The organism is Polynucleobacter sp. IMCC30063 (assembly GCF_021395235.1).
Taxonomy (GTDB): domain Bacteria; phylum Pseudomonadota; class Gammaproteobacteria; order Burkholderiales; family Burkholderiaceae; genus Polynucleobacter.
Map to the genome: position 1 here is coordinate 86,856 of NZ_JAJVCQ010000003.1, position 19,797 is coordinate 106,652.

Annotated in this window: 17 protein-coding genes; 16 read left to right on the plus strand and 1 reads right to left on the minus strand. The window is 40.6% G+C overall.

Translation table 11 applies throughout. The features are described from left to right. Nucleotides 1-19: 19 nt before the first annotated feature. A complete protein-coding gene (locus tag LZG75_RS06935) occupies nt 20-1,903 on the minus strand; it encodes a glycosyltransferase family 41 protein (RefSeq protein WP_233936631.1) in 1,884 nt (627 codons plus the stop codon). Between the two features lie 76 nt (nt 1,904-1,979). Here LZG75_RS06935 and LZG75_RS06940 point away from each other — a divergent pair, with 76 nt between their 5' ends. The 16 genes from LZG75_RS06940 to tssG all read left to right on the plus strand — a co-directional run bounded on the left by LZG75_RS06940 (nt 1,980) and on the right by tssG (nt 19,783). Next, entirely contained in the window at nt 1,980-3,050 is a 1,071-nt protein-coding gene (locus LZG75_RS06940) for a pentapeptide repeat-containing protein (RefSeq protein WP_233936632.1), read from the plus strand. 16 nt (nt 3,051-3,066) lie between these two features. Next, nucleotides 3,067-3,639, plus strand: coding sequence for a DUF3540 domain-containing protein (locus LZG75_RS06945; protein WP_233936633.1), 573 nt, complete (start codon nt 3,067-3,069; stop codon nt 3,637-3,639). A 4-nt stretch (nt 3,640-3,643) separates the two neighbouring features. Beyond that, entirely contained in the window at nt 3,644-5,254 is a 1,611-nt protein-coding gene (locus tag LZG75_RS06950) for a type VI secretion system Vgr family protein (RefSeq protein ID WP_233936635.1), read from the plus strand. Nucleotides 5,255-5,299: 45 nt separating this feature from the next. Beyond that, nucleotides 5,300-6,340: a glycosyltransferase gene (locus LZG75_RS06955; protein WP_233936639.1), complete on the plus strand. Its 1,041-nt coding sequence runs from the start codon at nt 5,300-5,302 to the stop codon at nt 6,338-6,340. A 67-nt stretch (nt 6,341-6,407) separates the two neighbouring features. Next, nucleotides 6,408-7,217 (plus strand): hypothetical protein, encoded by an 810-nt coding sequence (locus tag LZG75_RS06960; RefSeq protein WP_233936641.1) that lies wholly within the window; start codon nt 6,408-6,410, stop codon nt 7,215-7,217. A gap of 151 nt (nt 7,218-7,368) precedes the next feature. Next, nucleotides 7,369-10,299: a hypothetical protein gene (locus tag LZG75_RS06965; RefSeq protein WP_233936649.1), complete on the plus strand. Its 2,931-nt coding sequence runs from the start codon at nt 7,369-7,371 to the stop codon at nt 10,297-10,299. 47 nt (nt 10,300-10,346) lie between these two features. After that, nucleotides 10,347-10,595: a hypothetical protein gene (locus LZG75_RS06970; RefSeq protein ID WP_233936651.1), complete on the plus strand. Its 249-nt coding sequence runs from the start codon at nt 10,347-10,349 to the stop codon at nt 10,593-10,595. Next, on the plus strand, nt 10,595-11,818 hold the full coding sequence (locus tag LZG75_RS06975; protein WP_233936652.1) for a DUF2169 domain-containing protein: 1,224 nt from the start codon (nt 10,595-10,597) through the stop codon (nt 11,816-11,818). Before LZG75_RS06970 ends, LZG75_RS06975 begins: the two co-directional genes overlap by 1 nt. A 9-nt stretch (nt 11,819-11,827) precedes the next feature. Continuing rightward, on the plus strand, nt 11,828-13,339 hold the full coding sequence (locus LZG75_RS06980) for a pentapeptide repeat-containing protein (protein ID WP_233936654.1): 1,512 nt from the start codon (nt 11,828-11,830) through the stop codon (nt 13,337-13,339). Between the two features lie 12 nt (nt 13,340-13,351). Beyond that, entirely contained in the window at nt 13,352-13,729 is a 378-nt protein-coding gene (locus tag LZG75_RS06985; RefSeq protein WP_233936656.1) for a PAAR-like domain-containing protein, read from the plus strand. Between the two features lie 332 nt (nt 13,730-14,061). Beyond that, nucleotides 14,062-14,550 (plus strand): type VI secretion system contractile sheath small subunit, encoded by a 489-nt coding sequence (tssB, locus tag LZG75_RS06990; protein WP_233936664.1) that lies wholly within the window; start codon nt 14,062-14,064, stop codon nt 14,548-14,550. 33 nt (nt 14,551-14,583) lie between these two features. Beyond that, nucleotides 14,584-16,074 carry a type VI secretion system contractile sheath large subunit gene (tssC, locus tag LZG75_RS06995; protein ID WP_233936674.1) on the plus strand — a complete coding sequence of 497 codons (1,491 nt, stop codon included), beginning with the start codon at nt 14,584-14,586 and terminating at the stop codon, nt 16,072-16,074. Nucleotides 16,075-16,133: 59 nt separating this feature from the next. Next, nucleotides 16,134-16,619, plus strand: a complete 486-nt coding sequence (tssD, locus tag LZG75_RS07000) for a type VI secretion system tube protein TssD (protein ID WP_233936683.1) — start codon at nt 16,134-16,136, stop codon at nt 16,617-16,619. Nucleotides 16,620-16,663: 44 nt separating this feature from the next. Then, the gene (tssE, locus tag LZG75_RS07005; RefSeq protein ID WP_233936689.1) at nt 16,664-17,101 is read left to right on the plus strand and encodes a type VI secretion system baseplate subunit TssE; all 438 of its coding nucleotides are present in this window, start codon (nt 16,664-16,666) and stop codon (nt 17,099-17,101) included. Beyond that, nucleotides 17,091-18,836 (plus strand): type VI secretion system baseplate subunit TssF, encoded by a 1,746-nt coding sequence (tssF, locus tag LZG75_RS07010; protein ID WP_233936705.1) that lies wholly within the window; start codon nt 17,091-17,093, stop codon nt 18,834-18,836. The genes tssE and tssF overlap by 11 nt, the downstream gene beginning before the upstream one ends. Then, a complete protein-coding gene (tssG, locus tag LZG75_RS07015) occupies nt 18,800-19,783 on the plus strand; it encodes a type VI secretion system baseplate subunit TssG (protein WP_233936709.1) in 984 nt (327 codons plus the stop codon). Before tssF ends, tssG begins: the two co-directional genes overlap by 37 nt. Nucleotides 19,784-19,797 lie beyond the last annotated feature (14 nt).

The window sequence follows — 19,797 nt, forward strand, 5'->3', positions numbered from 1 at the left end:
AAATTATATTGTTTTAAATTTAAACATGCTTTGGTGAGCCATAATTCTGATGTACTTGATTCATTTTTTTGTATAAATTTTCAAGATTAGTAGTTATAGCTTTAGTATCAAAAAGAGGGGTGGTAAAGCGATGATTCCTTAGCCGATGCTTTACTGCACTTAATTTATCTTTATTTGTGGCTAATTCAATAGCTAATAATTCGTATTCCGCTCTTGAGTTCGTAATTAATTCCGGAAGATTTATTGCCGTCAAGAGGCTGCTAGCAACGCGACTGGCAAATGACTTGCCCATGATAGTAATTAATGGTAGGCCAGCCCAAAGGGCATCGCTTGCTGTGGTATGGGCGTTGTAGGGAAAGGTATCTAGAAAGAGATCCGCCAATTGATATCGCTCAATATGCTCAGTCTGGGGAATTCGTTTTGCAAAAATGAGCCTATCGCCAGCTATATTATGGTTAGCGAAATGTTTCTGAAGGTTTTGCTTTGCTTCCTTAGTATCCTCAAGAAGCCACAAAACCCCGTTCGGGACAGCCTGAAGAATTTTGATCCAGGAGGTAAAAATTGCCGGATTAATTTTGAAATTATTATTAAAACAGCAAAACACAAACTGATCATCTCTTAGCCCATATTGATGTCTTGTCAGCTTATTTTCTGGAATTGTTCTTTTGTGATCATTGGGTTGGTATGAGTTAGGTAAATAAACAATATTTTCAGAATAATGAATAAAGCTTTCCAATGGAATTAAAATTGGATCTGCAATTAAGTAATCGTAAAAATGTGAGCCCATAGTTCCAGGGTACCCTAAGTAGTTCACTTGTATAGGCGCCAATCGCTGGGCAAAAATATTAGCCCTATTTGAGCGGGTGTTACCTGTTAAATCAACCGCTATATCGATGCCTAAGCTTCTTGATAGCCCAATAATTTCTTCATCCGACTTATCATTCACATCGATAAATTGCTTAAAGGTCATCTGCAAACGATGATTCATTGCGTCGTTTACCGGGGGAGCTAGGATAAAGGCGTATATCTCAAATTGATTTTCATCATGCAATTCAAATACACCAACCATAAGACTCATCACTGCGTGCTCATAAAAATCAGTCGAAAAATAGCCTATACGAATTTTTCTCTTTTGGGGTCTACTAAAAAAAGGGATCTGTTGATGATCGTTTTCTGCATAAATAGTATTTAATTGATTTTTATTCCAGCTTTTACTGGCCTGATGGAGTAGAGAAGGGTCATCTACAATAGCCAGCAACCAAAATGGGCTACCAACACATTCATTATTTTGAATTTTTACTTTAATTAGAGATAAAAGATTGTCCAAGTTATCCCATTCGCAAATTAGTAATTGAAGATAAACAAGAAATCCGCTGGGATAGTCCAGATGCTCATCTATCGAGACTGCTTGTTTTAGCGCATGAAAGGCTTCTTGGTATTCTTTTAATTCATAAAAAGCCATTGCTTGGTTAAAGTAAGCCACTGCAAAATCAGCTTTTAAATTAATCGCTTGCTGATGAGAAGTAAGGGCTAATTTGAATTGATGCAGCTTACCAAGGATAACCCCACGGTTTGTCCAAGCCTCATGGTCCTTTGGGTTGAGCGCCAGCACTTGATCGTAGGCGGCTAAGGAAGGGGCTAACTTCTGCAAATGATAGAAGGTTAGGCCCTTATTAAACCAAGCTTCTGGGTAATCTGGCTTCAGGGTAATGGTCAACTCATAGGCTGCCAGCGCCCCTATATAATTTTTAAGATAAAAAAGGAGATTCCCTTTATTATAAATAGCTGGGTAATACGTTGGTTCGGCTTTTAGAGATAAATCATAGGCTTGGAGCGCTTCTTCAAAATGGCCCCGCCTTTTAAGCTCTAAGCCGCGCATCATCCAGGTTTGAGCCAGTGACATGATTGGTTAAAATTTAGAGTAAATTAAATTGAACATGCCATATTAGTGTAAACAATTATCAGGGTATAAATAGACAATGAATTGGCTTGAAGGCGAGGAAGCTCAAAAAAAGCTGCTTGCCATTACTCATAGTGGAAAGCCAGATATGCGTCTTTACTTTCGTAGGGCTAATTGTAGTGGGCTTTCTTTTAAAGCATTAATGATTATGGAATGTGAGTTTGAAGACATTCAATTTGAAGGATGTAATTTAGAGGACACTATGTTCTCGGACTGTAAGTTCACTCGCTGTAGCTTTAATGACGCAAATCTTCAAAATGCTACTTTCTTCAAAACACCCATGACTGACTGCACTGCCGTCAAAGCAAGGGGTTATCGGTGGTCGGTTTTACAAAGTGCTGTTAATAATTTAGATGCTACCGATGCGGTTTTACCAGAGGCAAAATTTATACAAAGCCCCATGAAAGATGTTAATTTAACTAGAGCAAATCTTGATAATGCAGGAATGCCACTATCAGCTCAAACGAGAACAAATTTTACTGGGGCTTATTTAAAGCAAACGATTTTATTTAATATTGATTTACGCACCTGTATTTTTTTAGGAGCGAATGCCTCGTTTACAGTGTTTTCTAGCTCAATAATTGATGGGATGAATTTTTCTAATATGAATTTAACGCACGCCCAGTTTAGTAAAAGTCAATTAAAAAATACTAACTTCAGTGGGAGCCAATTAATGGGTGCTTGTTTTACTGATTCGATCTTAAGTGGTGCTCAATTAAATCATTGTAATATGGTTAATACGACCTTTATGCGTTGTAATTTAAATGGCGCTAAATTAGATCAGTCTATTTTTAATAATGCTCAGTCAACACGAAGTACTTTTGTTAAGGCTTCTTTAGTTGGGCTTGAAGCCTCCAGGTCAGTTTGGCATCATGCAGATTTGCAGGCAGCCGATTGTAGAAAAGCTGTTTTTAATCAAGCTGATTTAATTGGCTCAAATTTAACCGATGCTAATTTTGCGGGTAGTTCTTTATATGAGACACGTTTAGATTTGACTAATCAAACTGGGACAAAATTTGATTTTTCAGCATTTGCCACCACCAGACCGCCAGATAAAAATTACGCAGCTTTTGTGATGGCTAACTCTTAATATGGGAAAATGAATAATGGACTTTCCAAAAACTGATCATTTAGTCGCCGTTGATAGTGAAGTACGGTTAGTTAAAACCGCTATTATTTCGGTTGATCCCTTACGCATTAAAAATAATGCTCCCGCTCTACTCTCTGCCAGTTGTTTGGTAGAGCCAAGAGTTGGCGATATGGTTATTTGCGCTCTTGCAGGAGATGGCCATGCTTATATCTTATCAATCGTAGAGCGATTAGAGCCTAATAAGGAATCCGTTTTGCATTTTAGTGCGCCGTTAGAAATAATTACCCCTTCCTTGAGTATCAAAAGTATCGAGATGGCGGTGTTCTCGGAAAAGGTAGAGTGCCATATTGGCAAATTGAAACGGGTTGTTGACTCGGTAGAGGACTTTGTAGAGAACTGTTTAGTTAGTTTCGGTACATTTTTTATGCTAGCAAAAAGAAGCATTAAGAGGGTAGAGGAATTGGACGAAACACGCGCAGGGCATCTAAAACTCGAAAGCCCTACCTTATTAGAAATGAATGGCGCTGTCACTGCTATATCTGGTGAGGAATTAATTAAGATGCAAAGTAAACAAATTCATATGGGTTAGCAGCATGGCTAATAGTAACTTCGGCTCTTATCAATTTCAGGTTTCATCAAGTCAGAATCCGAACTTTCAGGTATCAGCCATCGATGGGCAGGAGAGATTAGGCCAACCTTATTATTTTGATATTGATGTTGTTTCAAAAGTAGTGGGACTGAACTTGGAAGAGTTGATGGGTAAGCCGGCAATGTTGACTATATCCCCCCCTTGGAATGGAAAGTCTAATTCTTATCATGGCATTGTTACCCGCGCTGAAAGTTTTAGCACGACCCTAGATAAATACATGCATTTTCGTTTGCGTATTGAGCCTTCGATTACTCAATTGAGGCAAACGATATTAAATTATGTTTATACCAATACAACCCAGGGCTATAACTTAACAAGTCTCTTAACCACTGTTTTTAATCGTTACTCTTTTCAGTCTGGAACTAATTATCAATTTACCCTGAATCCGCCAATTATGACGCGGCAATTTATTATGCAATTTCAGGAGAGTGATTTCGATTTCATGCAGCGGTGGCTGGAATATGAAGGGGCTTTTTATTACTTTAAACAGGGAAGTTCATGTGAGGAAATGGTCATCATTGATGACAATATGAGTTTTCCTGCATCTATAGTGAACTTAAAATATATTCAGCAAGGCACCATGAATAAAACTCAGTCTAGTGAAGCTTTGATGAGTTTTAATGCCGTACAAAGCTTAAATATGAATACGGTGCAATTGCAAGACTATAACTATCAGCATGCCCAGGATATAGTCGACGGAAAGAAGCAAAATAATAAGGCTCTATGGGGACAGCATTTTATTTTTGGTGGTAATTTATTGAAGAATAGTAATGCCAAAAAATATGCTGAGTTACGTATTGAGGCGGGCTCCACCTTTGGAATGGTTGTTCGCGGTAAAACCTTTGTGACAGGAATAGCACCGGGCACACTTATATCTGTTAGCAACCACCCAGTGAATTCCCTAAATGCGAAGTTTAGAGTTGTGGCGGTGCATCACCGTGGTAGCCAATCAGGTTTTGGCTTAAATGCTGCCCCGCAAGATACTGCTGATGGAGAGGGCGCGAATTTTTATACCGCGGACCTGGAAGTTATTCCATCTGACGTTCAATTTCGTCTGTCACAAACAACCCCGTGGCCTAAGATCGCTGGTTTTTTGCCAGGCATTATTGATGGCGATGGCGATTCTTCTATTCCTCAGTTGGATAGTCAAGGGCGCTATAAAGTTAAATTTCCTTTTGCGGCTAACTCTTATTCAGCGGGTAAGGCATCGACGTGGATTCGGATGGCAACTCCCTATGGCGGGGGTGGCGAGCAGGGTAATTCTGGACTCTCATTTCCCCTGTTAATTGGTACTGAAGTTATGCTCACTTTCAATAATGGTGATCCTGACCTGCCAGAAATTGCAGGTGCTTTAGCTAACTCCATTACGCCAAATGTGGTTAACAATCAAAATCCGTCTGTCAACCAGATGATTTCTCATGCAAATAATCAATTCCAGTTGGATGATACGGCCAATACCAGTGGCGTTCGCTTTCTCTCCAACCAAGGATCTATGATGTTTTTGGGTGCTTTTGGGGGTAAGTTTGGAGCCGGTAGCGATGGGGAGGGAGAATAGGCGACTGTTAGTTTTTTATAAGCCATCGTTCTCTGTTCGTCTTAAATGCTCAAACCTTCTTTGTATGTTTTTCAGTGGATTTCAGATCTCGGTGGAGCAGACACACGCTTAAAAGATTTACTTCTACTTCTAAAAAATGATTTTGATATTACTTGTATCCCCAATGATGATTTCCGCCTAAAGGAAAAGCACAATACTGATTTTTTGGATAAAAATGGTATTAAATACACCTCATTTTCAAATCTAAGCCCAAGATTAAATGGTTATGCGTATGCAAACTGTAATTTTAGAATATTTGAGGAAAAGCATCGTATTCAATTCATCCAGGAGTCTGGCCTGAAATTTATTTGGTCAAACGATATGATGTGGCATACCCCTGATGAGCTTAAAGCTGTTGCCTTAGGTCAAATTAATTGCATACTTTTTACCTCGCCATTTCATAAGTCGCTCATGGCTCCTAGTGTTTTAGACGCCAACCCAAGTCAAGCAATTGCAGTATTAGAAAACTATTTTGACTCTGATTCTTGGATTTACTTTGACCGCCCTCAAAAAACCTCGGTCACTTGTGGAAAAATTAGTCGTGCAGACACAATGAAATATTCAGAAGACTTTCCAATTTTTTATGAATCAGCCACTCGTAATTTACCCGTAGATTTTAAAATCATGGGCTGGAATGATTCACTTCAAAAAAAATATGCTTGGTTTAATTTTTCAAACTCCTGGGAATTTTTACCTGAGAATGGTATGAATACCCAAAAATGGTTAGAAACGATTGATATTTATTTATACAATTGCAACCATAAATTTATAGAAAATCAATCTCGGAGCTTAATAGAGGCGCAACTAACTGGGTGCCCAATTGTTGCTCCGAATCAATGGAATTTCCCCAATATGGTTTGGAATCAAAGAACTGGGTATTTATGGGATACCCTAGAGGATGCTCAAGAAGTTTTATCGATATTGATGAACCATGATTTAAGAAAGCAAAAGGGATTATTGGCTTCTGAATTTACACGTGATCTTTGGTGCAATGTAAAAGTAGCCAAAGAAAATTGGTTTAAGATAATTCATATAGTTAACATATAAATATATTTTTAAAGGGATTTAAATTAAGACTTTAATTTGGTCGGTAGCCTGGGGTGATTATCGCTATATGTTGCAATCGCTAGTTGCGTCGGTTAAGGGCGTTGGGCTCAACTATGATTTTTTAACATTTTCCGATGAGCCGATTGCCCGTGCTATTTCCTGTCCATTAGATTCTGAAATTAATTTAGATTTTCATCAAAAGTGGAAATTTCATTATCTGTATAAATTGCGTGAATTAGATTACGACAATTTTATATTTATTGATAGCGACCATTATTTCGTAAGAAAACCAACTATAGCCTTACCCGATTTATTAGCGGGAGATTCTTGGCATACTTTTTTAGAGTCTCCCATTAATTCGCCCTCCACTAAAAGGCCTGATTGGTGGAGTATGCCAAATAGTATGATGGTTGACTTATGGCGCAGTTTTGGAGTTAAGCAAAAAATTTTATACAACACTAATGGCGGGTTTTTTATTTGCAAAAAAAATATGATCGAGCAAATTCTTGCTACTTCTATACTATTTGATGAGCACCAGAACGCTTATGGACTTAGTTTGCCCGAAGAAGTGACTGACGCGGTATTAACCCATTTATTTAGCCTGGATTACTGCAAACATCTTCACTCAAGGCACATTGATCACTGGGCAAGCGAGTGGACTAATGCTTTGGGCGGTAATCTACCAGATGGAAGTAACTGGGAGTTTGAAGAATATATGACAAGAGAAAGGTCGATAGTTAACCCTGCAATTGTGCATGCCATGAGGTCAAAGGTGGCTTTGATTGACAAGGGTAGGGCTATTTTAGGTCAGAAAATTGACTCAGTTTCCTTTACGCCATGGCCTGAGGCAAAAGCAAGCTTAAATAAAAGCTATTAGACTTAAAGGTATCCAATGGAGTGGTTAAGGCGGCCCTATTTCTTTATCTTTTCTAATATTTTTTTGAAAATAATTTGTAGGTTTGATCGATAATGTATCTATCGCTTAAGTCAGTCTTATTTTTTAAACTTAGTTTCCCCTAAAAACAGTTATGGATCGATCGAAGACAGATAAGATTAAAAAAAGTGCGGCAGCCGTCTTTGCGCCTAGTAGTAGTTCGTCCAGTTCAAGCTCTAGTAGTAATTCCAATAGCAGTTCTAGTTCTACGCAAGAATCATTGCCTCCCGCGCTTCAGAAGGCCTGGTCATATGTTATCCCAAATTTTGATACCATGCCAGCACAAACCCAAGAGTTTATTGCTGCTACATTACCATCCTTAGTAGAGGCCGCACTCAATTGGATGGCGCAAAATAGTTCGTCAAGCTCATCAGGGGGTTCGGGTGTTTCATCAAATCACCATATGGGAATGGTCACCCCCGGTATGGCATATCAGGTATCGGGCTCTCACCGCTGGGATGCAGCAGGGGGCAATCGGCTGCAAGCGACTACCGGGGCTCATTTTCAAAATACTGGCCAGGTATTTCAACATGTTATAGGCGAGGGCTTAACGTCCGCTCAGCGTGAAGCTTATGCTGCCAGCTACGTCAATATATTGGGGCAAAGTGTTAAGCAACAATCTGGTGATGATTGGGAAGCAATCGGGGGAACAGTTTATTCAATCGTTGGCACTAATAGTTTAGCCTCAAGTTCTAGTTCAGGCTCCAGCTCCAGCTCCCCTTATGCATTTCAGCAGGCGATTTATGGTTCGCGTAATGTTTATGTTGATGCTAATGATGTATTGACTGCTGCAACCTTAACAGAAAACTATGGTACTTCGAGTACTAGTAGTTACACCCATAGCCAAACCGTCATGGGCAGTCAAAACATTTATGTTTCAAATAATCACACTTTTGCTGTCAATGGCGTAACAATTCATACATATGGTTCTGCAGGCCCCGGACCCACTTATTCAAGTTCAAGTTCTTCTAGTTCTTCTTCATCTTCGTCATATGTGCAGATAGTAATACCACAAGCTTTTAATCAAATTTCAGCTATGGGCGAAGGCTCTTCCTCCAGTAGTTCAAGTCAGGATTTTGATACACCTCCTCCAACTACTGGTGGGGAATGGGCTTCTTCCACTTTAAATGTAGCATTTACTTTGGGCGCAAGTAGTGGCGCAGCATTCATACCAGCCCTAGCAGAGATTATTGCCAATTCTGGTGCAGATAACATGCCTCCATTCGTTGAATTTACGGTTAATCAAGGCAGCGCATCAAATCAAACCTATGGTGGCCAGTTTAATTTTTACCAAAATGTTTACAACAGCTCTTATATGGGTGGAACTAATAACACCACAGAGGGGATGGGAAGTGCGACGACATTAGGGATGTCGAGTGGAACGATTATAGGTTTGAAGGCGGATACTATTGTTGGTGCTTCTATGCCATTAACTACCTTGATCATGGAAATGAAAATGATTGAGCAAAAATTGGTGATAGTCGACTGGGCTTCTCACACAACCAACATTAAAATGACTGGCCTAATGACGGTGAGCCCCGGAGCGGCTAGTGGTGCAGTTGCTGCTACGGCAGCTGATACGGCTGCCGAAGCTAAAACGGCAGCAAGTATTTCAAAGGCAGTTATGGAGTTAGCCGCGAATATATCTGAAAAAGGCGCAGAAGAATCAGCTGATATTGCACTTGAAGCGTCTATGGAATCTGATGAGGCCGCTGAAGATACTGCAAGGCTTGCGGATGAAGCAAATACATCTTATAAAACTGCATCAAGTGCACAAAAACTGGCAGCAAGCACCAATGATATGGTCACTACTTTTTCAAAATATGGCTTATTGGGCTTCACTAAAATGGCACCAGATACTATCTTGACTATTAATGGGGTAGCTAGAGCTATTTTTGCTGGTGCGAGCGCAGGTGCTACAGCAGCTGCAATTGGCACGGATCAAGATGCCATTACCGATATGGACCAAGGTAAGAGTGGTAGCTCTGATGAGAGTAGCTCTAGCTCTTCTGATGGTTCATCAAGCTCTACCTCTGATAGTTCATCTAGCTCTTCTGATAGCTCCTCTAGTAGTGGCTCAAGCTCTTCCTCTGATAAGAGTAGCTCTAGCTCCTCTGATAGTTCAAGTTCTTCAGGTAGCTCATCAAGTAGTGGCTCTAGCTCTTCTTCAGATAAAAGCAGCTCTAGCTCTTCTTCAGATAAAAGCAGCTCTAGCTCCTCTGATAGTTCATCTAGCTCTTCTGATAGCTCCTCTAGTAGTGGCTCAAGCTCTTCCTCTGATAAGAGTAGCTCTAGCTCCTCTGATAGTTCAAGTTCTTCAGGTAGCTCATCAAGTAGTGGCTCTAGCTCTTCTTCAGATAAAAGCAGCTCTAGCTCTTCTTCAGATAAAAGCAGCTCTAGCTCCTCTGATAGTTCATCTAGCTCTTCTGATAGCTCCTCTAGTAGTGGCTCAAGCTCTTCCTCTGATAAGAGTAGCTCTAGCTCCTCTGATAGTTCAAGTTCTTCAGGTAGCTCATCAAGTAGTGGCTCTAGCTCTTCTTCAGATAAAAGCAGCTCTAGCTCTTCTTCAGATAAAAGCAGCTCTAGCTCCTCTGATAGTTCAAGTTCTTCAGGTAGCTCATCAAGTAGTGGCTCTAGCTCTTCTTCGGATAAAAGTAGCTCCAGCTCCTCTGATAGTTCAAGTTCTTCAGGTAGCTCATCAAGTAGTGGCTCTAGCTCTTCTTCGGATAAAAGTAGCTCTAGCTCCTCTGATAGTTCAAGTTCTTCAGGTAGCTCATCAAGTAGTGGCTCTAGCTCTTCTTCGGATAAAAGTAGCTCCAGCTCCTCTGATAGTTCAAGTTCTTCAGGTAGCTCATCAAGTAGTGGCTCTAGCTCTTCTTCGGATAAAAGTAGCTCCAGCTCCTCTGATAGTTCAAGTTCTTCAGGTAGCTCATCAAGTAGTGGCTCTAGCTCTTCTTCGGATGACAGTTCTTCTGGCAGTGGTACAAGCAGTGATAAACCTTGGTGGCAAAAAGTTTTTAATTAATTTATTAGCGTTTAATGGATAAAACTTAACAAACTAAAATAGTTAATATGCCTATTAAAAATGAACCTTTAAGCCCAACAAATAGTGGCGTATATATAGCTCCAGAAGAAAACTTTATTTCTTTTTGGCATAGCTTAAATCCAACTCAGCGAAAGCGGTACATTGCTATAAATGCTGATATAGTTCTTTCTAGCAAAGAAATCAGGGACGAATACCCAGAGTTTAATATGTCACGTGATCAGTTAATTGAGTTGCTTACTGAAAACTCTGAAATTATCCTAACCCTAAAACCTTAATGCGCCTGATCAAACCTCAAGCCATCACCTTGGGTGGGCGACCTATGGTTACTGGAAATAACACAGAGCTTATGGTTACCAGTATGACTGGCTTTGAAATGAGCGGCACTTTTCCAGTTTTAACGAGTGATCAGAAGATTTGGAAGGCATTAAAAGATGTGCTGCCACCAAAAACTGCTCCCGATTTAATGATGCCTAAGTTTCGTAGTGAGTGGCTGGCTTTTGGTAAAGCATTTCCGACTAATTCTTCAGCTAAGGAAGTAGAGTTGGCAATTTCTATTACTCGTAATAAAGAAATAATTTCAGAAAAAATACTTTACGTTACTGGTCCTCGTAAATGGACTAGTTATGCAGGAATTGCTATGCCTGGTAAGCCTGGAAATTTATCAGCTCCCCTGTTATTAGATTGGCAACTTGCTTTTGGTAGCAAATCTAACCCCATTAATCCAAATGGTATTGGGCAATACGACAGTGATTGGGTAGGCAAACTGATGCCGCAAATTGAATATAAAAACAATCCACTTGCATCGCCTAGCGAAAATTCTTTTCCAGCAGGTTTTGGTCCGCTACCTATTGAAGCTTCAGGCCGTTTTAAACCCAAGGGTACTTATAACGAGCGCTGGCGTAAGGAGGAGTATCCTGGTTTTCCAAGTGATACACCGCCTGAGCAATTTATGATGTCAGCACCTGATCAGCAAATGGATGAAGCCTTTTTGCCAGGAGACATTATTACGTGCTCTGGTATGCACCCAAAAGGAGAGGTTGTGAGATGGGTTTTGCCGGATTGGCAGGCACGTTGCTACATCACATTGAAAGATAGCGGGAAGCAGTTGTATCCCATTAAGATGCAAATGGATACGCTCTGGCTTATCCCGCACGTGAATTTACTTGGGATGATGTGGCGAGGCACCATTCCCATCCAAGAGACGGACGCTTACGATGTTGATTTATTGTTTGGGGCATTAGAGGACGCCGATAGCCCGCGCACTGAAAGTGACTACGCATTACAAATTGATATACGTTCAGGTGAAAAAGAACAAACTACAGCACTAATGATGCTTGATGACTCTGGTTTATTGCCTAAAGGACAGAATGGCCTAATTCTGCCGGAGATTCCACAAAATGCAAAGGACCGTATTAATAAGGCCATGCAACATGCAATAGATGCTCAAAAAGCAGGACATGATCATGGTACGCCTTTGTTTTCATCTAAGCCTCAATGAGGTGCTGCAATGAATGAGATAAAACCTGATCAAAAAGTACAAGAGCAAACTCAGGCAGAGGCGGCTGAGGCTGCAGCCTTGGGTATGGAAATGGGAGAGATACTAGTTTCTCCTAAGCCCGATGTAGTACGTTTAAGCCACTTGGTCAAACGACTTAAAGAGATCGGCGATAAACATCGCAAAGATGTTTTTAAAGAAATTAGAAAGAAAACCAAAGATCATCCTCACCATCCAGCAGTCACTCAATTAGACGGACCTCCGAGTAGGCGATTTGCCATTACCCTTAACTCACTAAAGGATGCGGAGCATAGACTCTCTGGAGAAGAGTTAACTAAATTACAGCAGTCGCAAAAAGATTTAGCTGATGTGATGCGGATGGCTTCTGTACGGTATCGGTCGACAGTGCATATGTCAGTGATTGGTGCGCCACTGGCAGACCCACGTTTAATTGGTGACCATATTGAGCGCTATGCAAAGATACCCCATCCACCTGAAGGCACAATGTTTACGGATTTATTGGGCGCCGATTTATCGAATCGCAATTTAGACGGGGTAGAGTTGGTTGGAGTTTTTTTAGATGGAGCTAATTTAACTGCAGCATCTTTAATTGGCATCGACTTGCATGACTCAACTTTAGCTGAAGCAAATTTAACCAATGCTGATTTATCAAATGCCAATCTTAGTGGAGTCAATTTTGGAGGAGCCACTTTACGTAATACCAAAATGACTGGTGCTAATTTGAAAGGTGCAATTTTCGATAAGGCCATTATTGACGGCGCTGATATGCAGGGCGCTGATATGGAAGAGACCTCTTTTATTGCTACGCAATTTATAAAAGGTAATTTCAGTAAGGCAAATTTGACTAAATCTAAATGGCTGGGTATACACCTTAATCCTGATTTAGAGAAATTTAGTAATACCCACGCTCCTCATATTGACGACGCTATTGACGCGATGCAGATTGGGGCGATAGACTTTACCGAGGCTGATTTGTCATTTGCATTTATGTTGGGATGTCACGCTAAAGATGGTATTCAGATGCAAAAAGTAAATTTAGCTAGGGCGAGTTTGCAACGCTGTTATTTCAATTCGGCTGATTTTTCTGGTGCGCAATTTATTAGTACGAATGTTGTTTTGGGCACCACTATGAGTAAATCTAATTTTCAGGGCGCAACTATTACCGCAAGTTTTTTTCGGGGAGCCAATATTAGTCAATCCAATTTTCATTTAGCAAAATTAGATAAAAGTAATTTTTCATTGGCCAATATGACCAATTCCAGCGCAATTCAAATATCCGCTGCTGGATGTCATTTTGAGCGCGCCAATCTCACTAATGTTACTTTTCTTTCCTCAAAAATGATTGGCGCTGCTTTTCGAAATAGTAATTTAACGGGAACATGTTTTGACGACTGTGATTTGACTCACGCAGATTTTTCTAGAGCCAAAACTACAGAATCAACCACTTTTATCAATGCCAACTTAAGTAGGGCATTATTACCTCAATCGCCGTTTAAGAGATAGGATGATCTAAATATGCCAGGCTTTGCAAATAACATGTTAGTGCTCAATATGGGCTTGCCAGACGTTTGTGATGATGGTCCTGTTGTAATTCCTTTTGTTAATTTATCGGAAACGGCAATGGCCTTGCCTATGGCCCCAAATATTTTGGTAGAAGGCACTCCAATTCAAACCATGCTTTGTGATGTACTTTTCTCGGAGGGTGATGTGGGACTGGGCCTCGCAAGTGGTATGTGCATGGGACCAACCTTTTCTGATCTGGGTTCTTTTACTGTACTTATGGATGCTGGTCCTACGACAACAACTTTTGATACAACCATCCAAAACCTCAGTAATTGCGAAGGTATGCATATGACCCCTGGTCAAGTTACTTTACTGGTGTTAAGTCCTTAGTAATTAATTTTTTGATAAAACCCTATAGGTAGTATTTTTTGATAAAAAATCACTACAGCTTGTGATCAAGCCTAGTTTATTTCTTATAATTATTGTGCTTAATTTTGGTGCAATTAGCTATTTTGCTGCAAATCTAACTTGCTAAAATATTGATGATTTTTTGGTAATGAAATACTAGAAAATAACTAATGTTAGTAGTAACCCTGATACGTAAAAAATTATTTATTATTTATTACGTTTTTTGTCTTTGACTTAACTTAATTCAATAGTAATATCACTTTTCCGTGATCAATTTTTAGTAACAAACATTGTTAATTTGAAGGAGTGCGAGTATGTCCACAGAAGGTTCTGTAGCACCAAAGGAGCGCATTAATATCACCTTTAAGCCCGCTACAGGCGGCGCTGAAGAGCAAATTGAATTACCGTTAAAACTATTGGTTGTGGGAGATTTTACGCAGCGCCCTGATGCACGGCCAATTGAAGACCGTGCCCCTATTGATATCGATGCAGATACTTTCTTTGACGTTATGAAAGCGCAAAATTTGGCTTTAAGCATGACAGTCCCTAATAAATTAGATCCTGCCAATCCCAATGGAATGTTAGCTGTTAATTTGAAATTTAATTCGTTGGATGATTTCACTCCCGATAATATTGTTAGCAATGTTCCAGAGTTGACTAAGTTGTTAGAGTTGCGCGGAGCATTAAAAGCCCTGAAGGGTCCCCTAGGTAATGTGCCAGATTTTCGGAACAAATTACAAAGTTTGGTTACAGATCCAGCAACTCGCGCAAAACTCTTGACTGAACTTGGTCTAAACAAATAATAATTATTAAATACATTTATTTTAGGAACTACTATGGCAGACGAACAAACTAATTCAACACCAGCAGCTGGTGCAGCCCCATCAGCCGCTGGACCTTCTTTAATTGATCAACTTTTAGCAACATCGAATGTAAAGCCGGGCGATGCAGCCTATGCTGTTACTAAAGAGGGCTTGCAATCATTTGTCGCCTCTCTTCTTGAGCCGGCTTATGCAACGGATCGCGTTACTGCAGCCTTAGCGGATGAGATGATTGCTGACCTTGACCAAAAGTTAGGCATGCAGGTTGATCAGATTTTGCATAATCCTGAGTTTCAAAAACTGGAATCAGCATGGCGCGGAATGATGTATTTAGTCAAAAATACCAATTTTCGTGAGAATATTAAAATTGGCTTTATGAACGCCACGAAAGATGATTTATTAAGTGACTTTCAAGACTCTCCAGATATTACCAAGTCTGGTCTTTATAAAATAGCTTATACCTCTGAGTATGGTCAGTTTGGTGGCCAACCATGGGGTGCGATGATCTCCAACTTTGATTTTGGTCCAGGCCAAGAAGACGTAGCCTTGTTAACTTCAGTGGCTAGTATTGCTGCTATGGCGCATGCCCCCTTCATTGGTTCTGCTGGCGCATCCTTTTTTGGCTTACAAGATTATGCGAAGTTGCCAGATTTAAAGGATCTATCGTCTATTTTTGAAATGCCTCAGTATGAAATGTGGAATGGTTTTCGCGATAACGATGACTCGCGCAATGTTGGTTTAGTTATGCCTCATTTCTTATTGCGCACCCCTTATGGCGATAACACCATACCCTCCAAGAAGTTTGTTTATAACGAAGATGTAAGTGGCGGTAATTCTAATTTTCTTTGGGGTAATGCTTCCTTTGCCTTTGCTACGCGTTTAACTGCTAGCTTTGCTGATTACCGTTGGTGCGCCAATATTATTGGACCACAGGGTGGCGGTGAAGTGGATGGCTTGCCTATTTATACCTACGAAGCAATGGGAACTTTACAAGCTAAGATTCCGACCGAAGTACTGATCTCTGAGCGTCGTGAGTTTGAATTATCGGAACAAGGCTTTATTGCTTTAACGATGCGTAAAGATACCAATAATGCCTCGTTTTTCTCGGCCAATTCAGCACAAAAACCCAAGTTTTACGGCAATACTCCTGAAGGCAAAATTGCGGAGACCAATTATAAATTAGGCACTCAATTGCCCTATATGTTTATTGTTGACCGCCTTGCTCACTACCTTAAGGTCTTGCAACGTGAAAATATTGGTACTTGGAAAGAGAAATCTGATATTCAAGATGAACTGAATAAGTGGATTAGTCAATACGTTGCAGATATGGAGGCGCCTACTGCTGCAGTACGTAGCCAGCGGCCTTTGCGTCAAGCTAATATTACCGTGGAAGATGTGGATGGAGATCCAGGTTGGTACCGTTGCAATATGACAGTAAGACCGCACTTTAAATACATGGGCGCATATTTTACGCTTTCACTTACAGGTAAATTGGAAAAGAAATAACTTCTACATGAGGTTATAGAAATTACAATTATTTAACAATTTTTATTTGAGGTTTTTCGATGTCAACAAATGCATATATGACTGCTACAGGCTCCAAACAAGGCGCCATTCAAGGAAGTTGCCAAATTCAAGGGCATACGAATCAAATGATCGTATATCGGTATGAAAATACACTTGAAATTCCAACAAATACCCAAACAGGTCAGCCCACCGGTTCTGTGCATATTGCACCAATTCGGGTTACTAAGGAGGTAGATGAAGCCTCTCCTTTATTGGCTCAAGCGCTTACAACTGGTGAAGTGCTAACAGATGTAAAAGTCATGTTTATGAATATTTCTAAAGATGGTAAGCCACAAAATTACTACACTATTGAACTTAAAAATGCCATCGTGACTGCGATCGATTACGATAATCCAATGACTTTATTGTCTGAGAATGGCCCTTTAGGTTTTATGGAAACGATATCCATGACTACCGAAAGCATTACGGGAACCGATGAGTTGAAGTCGAAAGAGTTTACTTATAGCTGGACAGGCAGCAAGTAATTATTACAGCCTTTGTCCGCTGTAATTGAGTCCTTAGAATAGCTATGCGTACAAGATTACTTGAGCGCATAGCTAATTTAGAAGTATCCAATCCAACCGGTGTGGTAGTGCCCCATGAGGTTGCGATTAAACGTTCTATCATAAGTTATCTCGAACGACTACTCAATACCCGGAGAGGCGATCCAGCTATTGATCCCTATTATGGGTTGCCGGATATGGCCAACATTGCTGGCACTCTTCATTTAGAGTCCAATGAGCAATTGGAGCAAGACATTGTGGAGCAAATTCAAATCTATGAAAAGCGCTATATTGAGCCCTCTATTACTCAAGTTATTGACGAAAAGAATACTACCGCCTTTCGCTATGAGTTGCGAGGGATGATTGACATCTCTGAAATTGGGGATGTAAAGCGGGAATTTATCGTGGATCTGAAATTAAACTCTGGTGGCCGTATTACTCTAGAGGAAAACCGTGGATTTTGAGGGGGTTTATCTTCAAGAATTATCGCGCTTACGAACTTTGGGCCAAGAGTTTGCGCAAGAGCAGCCTATGGTGGCTTCTTATTTAGGAGGCGAAAGTGGTGACCCCGATGTGGAGCGCCTGTTGCAAGGAGTCGCATTTTTAACGGCCTTGGTTCGCAAAAAATTAGACGACGAAGTGCCAGAGTTTATTAGCGACGTAGTATCGCTAGTTGGAACTGATATTGTGGGCCCTTTGCCTGCGATGACCGTATTACAAATAGAGGGCATCGGTAAAAATCCAAAGGGTGTTGAAATTAAGGCAGGCTCAGAATTTGCTTCCCAGCCCGTAGATGGAACCTCTTGTATTTTTTCAACCTCTTGGCCTTTCACCATTCAGCCAGTCCATTTAATTTCTTGTGCAACAGAAACAGTTGGTAATAACGGCCGCATTAGTTTGCATTTGGAATTACAAAATTTACTCTTAGCGCAATGGGCAGGAGACAAGTTATCGATCTATTTTTCAGGCCCTTATCCTGAAGCCGCAAATATGGCTTACACCGTATTACACAAGCTAAAAAAAGTTTCAGTTCGCTTTGGTGCCGATAAGGATGCGCAGAGCTATCCCTTAACAGTTCAGTTTCCTGGTTTGGACCCTGATAAATCGTTATTCCCTGTCAAGGCTGTAATTGCAAAACATTTACGTTGGGCAAGACAGTCGCAGGCCTTTCCAGAGAGAGGTTTTTTTATTGAACTTTCTGGATTTAATGCTGCACCGAAACCGCCAGGTGCAACAGAATTTAGTATTGATTTTGATTTTATTTACAAAGGTCAGCACGTTAATAAAATCAGCAACGCACACTTTACGCTAAATGCAGTGCCTGCTTGTAACATCTTTGATACGACCGCCATTCCAATCCAAAGGACAGGTTTGCAGGAAAATTATTTAATTGCCCCATTAGGTTTTGATAGCGATAAAGTACAAATTTTTGATGTTCAAAAGGTAACTGGGCGCGAAGAGGGAAACTCAATTGAGCATGAATACTACCCAACCTCCTCTGTTTTTGTCGGCGCTAATGGTCATTCTTATCAAGTGATTGCGCAAGAGGGTGTTCGGCAGGGTCAAATCAACCATTTTCTCCGCTTACCTTTTAATGATTCCAGCATAGGCTCATTTATTGGCGCTAATCCAAAGCGTGAAACCCTCTCATTATTTGTCCGCTGCACTAATGGCGCCTTGGCTGAACGCATTCGACTGGGTGAAATTAATCTACGTACTCCGCAATCGCCTGAGAAGGTCACCGTTACCAATATTACTGTTCCTATTGGGGCGACAAGGCCTGCTATTGGGCGTGATGGCATGTGGAAAGTCGCTGCGCATGCGCGTTTAAATTTAGGGGCAGCGGCTGATACTAAAACGCTTAAAGAGCTCCTAACTTTATATCTTCCAGAAGGCGGGGAAGATGTTGGTCGAGTCGTCGCTCAGCGCAGGCGCGTCGAAGGAATTGAGAACATTTCTCTAACTAACGATACACGGTTAGTCAAAGGAAATTTATACCGTGGCTCAGTTGTAACGATACAACTGAATCATAGTTTTTATCCCTGTACTGGTGATTTATATTTGTTTGCCAATGTACTTGCATATGTTTTAGCTGGATTTGTAGAGCTTAATACTTATGTGACCCTTCGGGTACTGGACGTTACTAATGGAGAACTATACGAATGGTCTTACCTCCTGTCGTCCAAGCAAACGATCTAATAGGCTATATCACTCGCAATCAACATCAAATTGAATTTTTTCAATTGATGCGACTGCTGGCGCATTGTTTAAAAAAAGTTTTTCCTGAGCAAAATTGGGAGGAATCATTTGAGCAGCTTATCCGCATACGCCCAAGTCTCTCAATTAGCTTTCCTAGTCATAGTATTAATTCCATAGAAGTTCTAAAGGATCATAAGATCTTAGTAGAAACTACTTTTTTTGGGCTTTATGGAGTGACTTCTCCATTGCCAAATTTTTATTGTGAAGATCTATTGGCTTTAGAGCATGATGGTCGCAGCTTTAATCGGCGCTTTTTTGACCTCTTTCATTATGCACTTTACCCATTATTACTTTCTGCTATGACGCACTTTAGGGTTTCAACTGGCCTTCAAGAGGGTGATAACACTAGGCAAAAAATGAGGCGGGCTAGTTGGCTTGGTATATCGACCCCAAAAATTGCAGAGCGATTTAATGAGTGGCCAGAAATGTTAAAAATTGCTTCCATCTTATCCACGGCTTACTGTTCTGTTTCTGGGTTGGAGGCGCTCATCAATACGCTAGTCGGATCAGGTACAGTAAAAATAACTTCTTGCCCTGTTGTGCGTGAAGTAATTCCAAATCAGTTCGCTTTGCGACTCGGTATCCAGGGGAATGAATTGGGTACTCAAGCGGTTTTAGGGTGTACTTTAATTGCCCCAAATAATAATTATGTGGATATTGAGCTAGAGGATCAATCACATGATGATGCCTTGGCCTTTTTTCCAGGAGGCTCTAAATATCAATTATTAAAACAGGCTTTAACGTTGTATGTCCCTAATTACTTAAGACTTTGTCTTAAGGTAAGGACCAATACGTTAGCAAGCAGATTCTCTGAAACGGCGTTAGGTTATGGCGCTAGTTTAGGCAATCAAGTGCGCAGCCAAAATTTAGCGTTTTACATTACCTAAAACTTATACCCTGG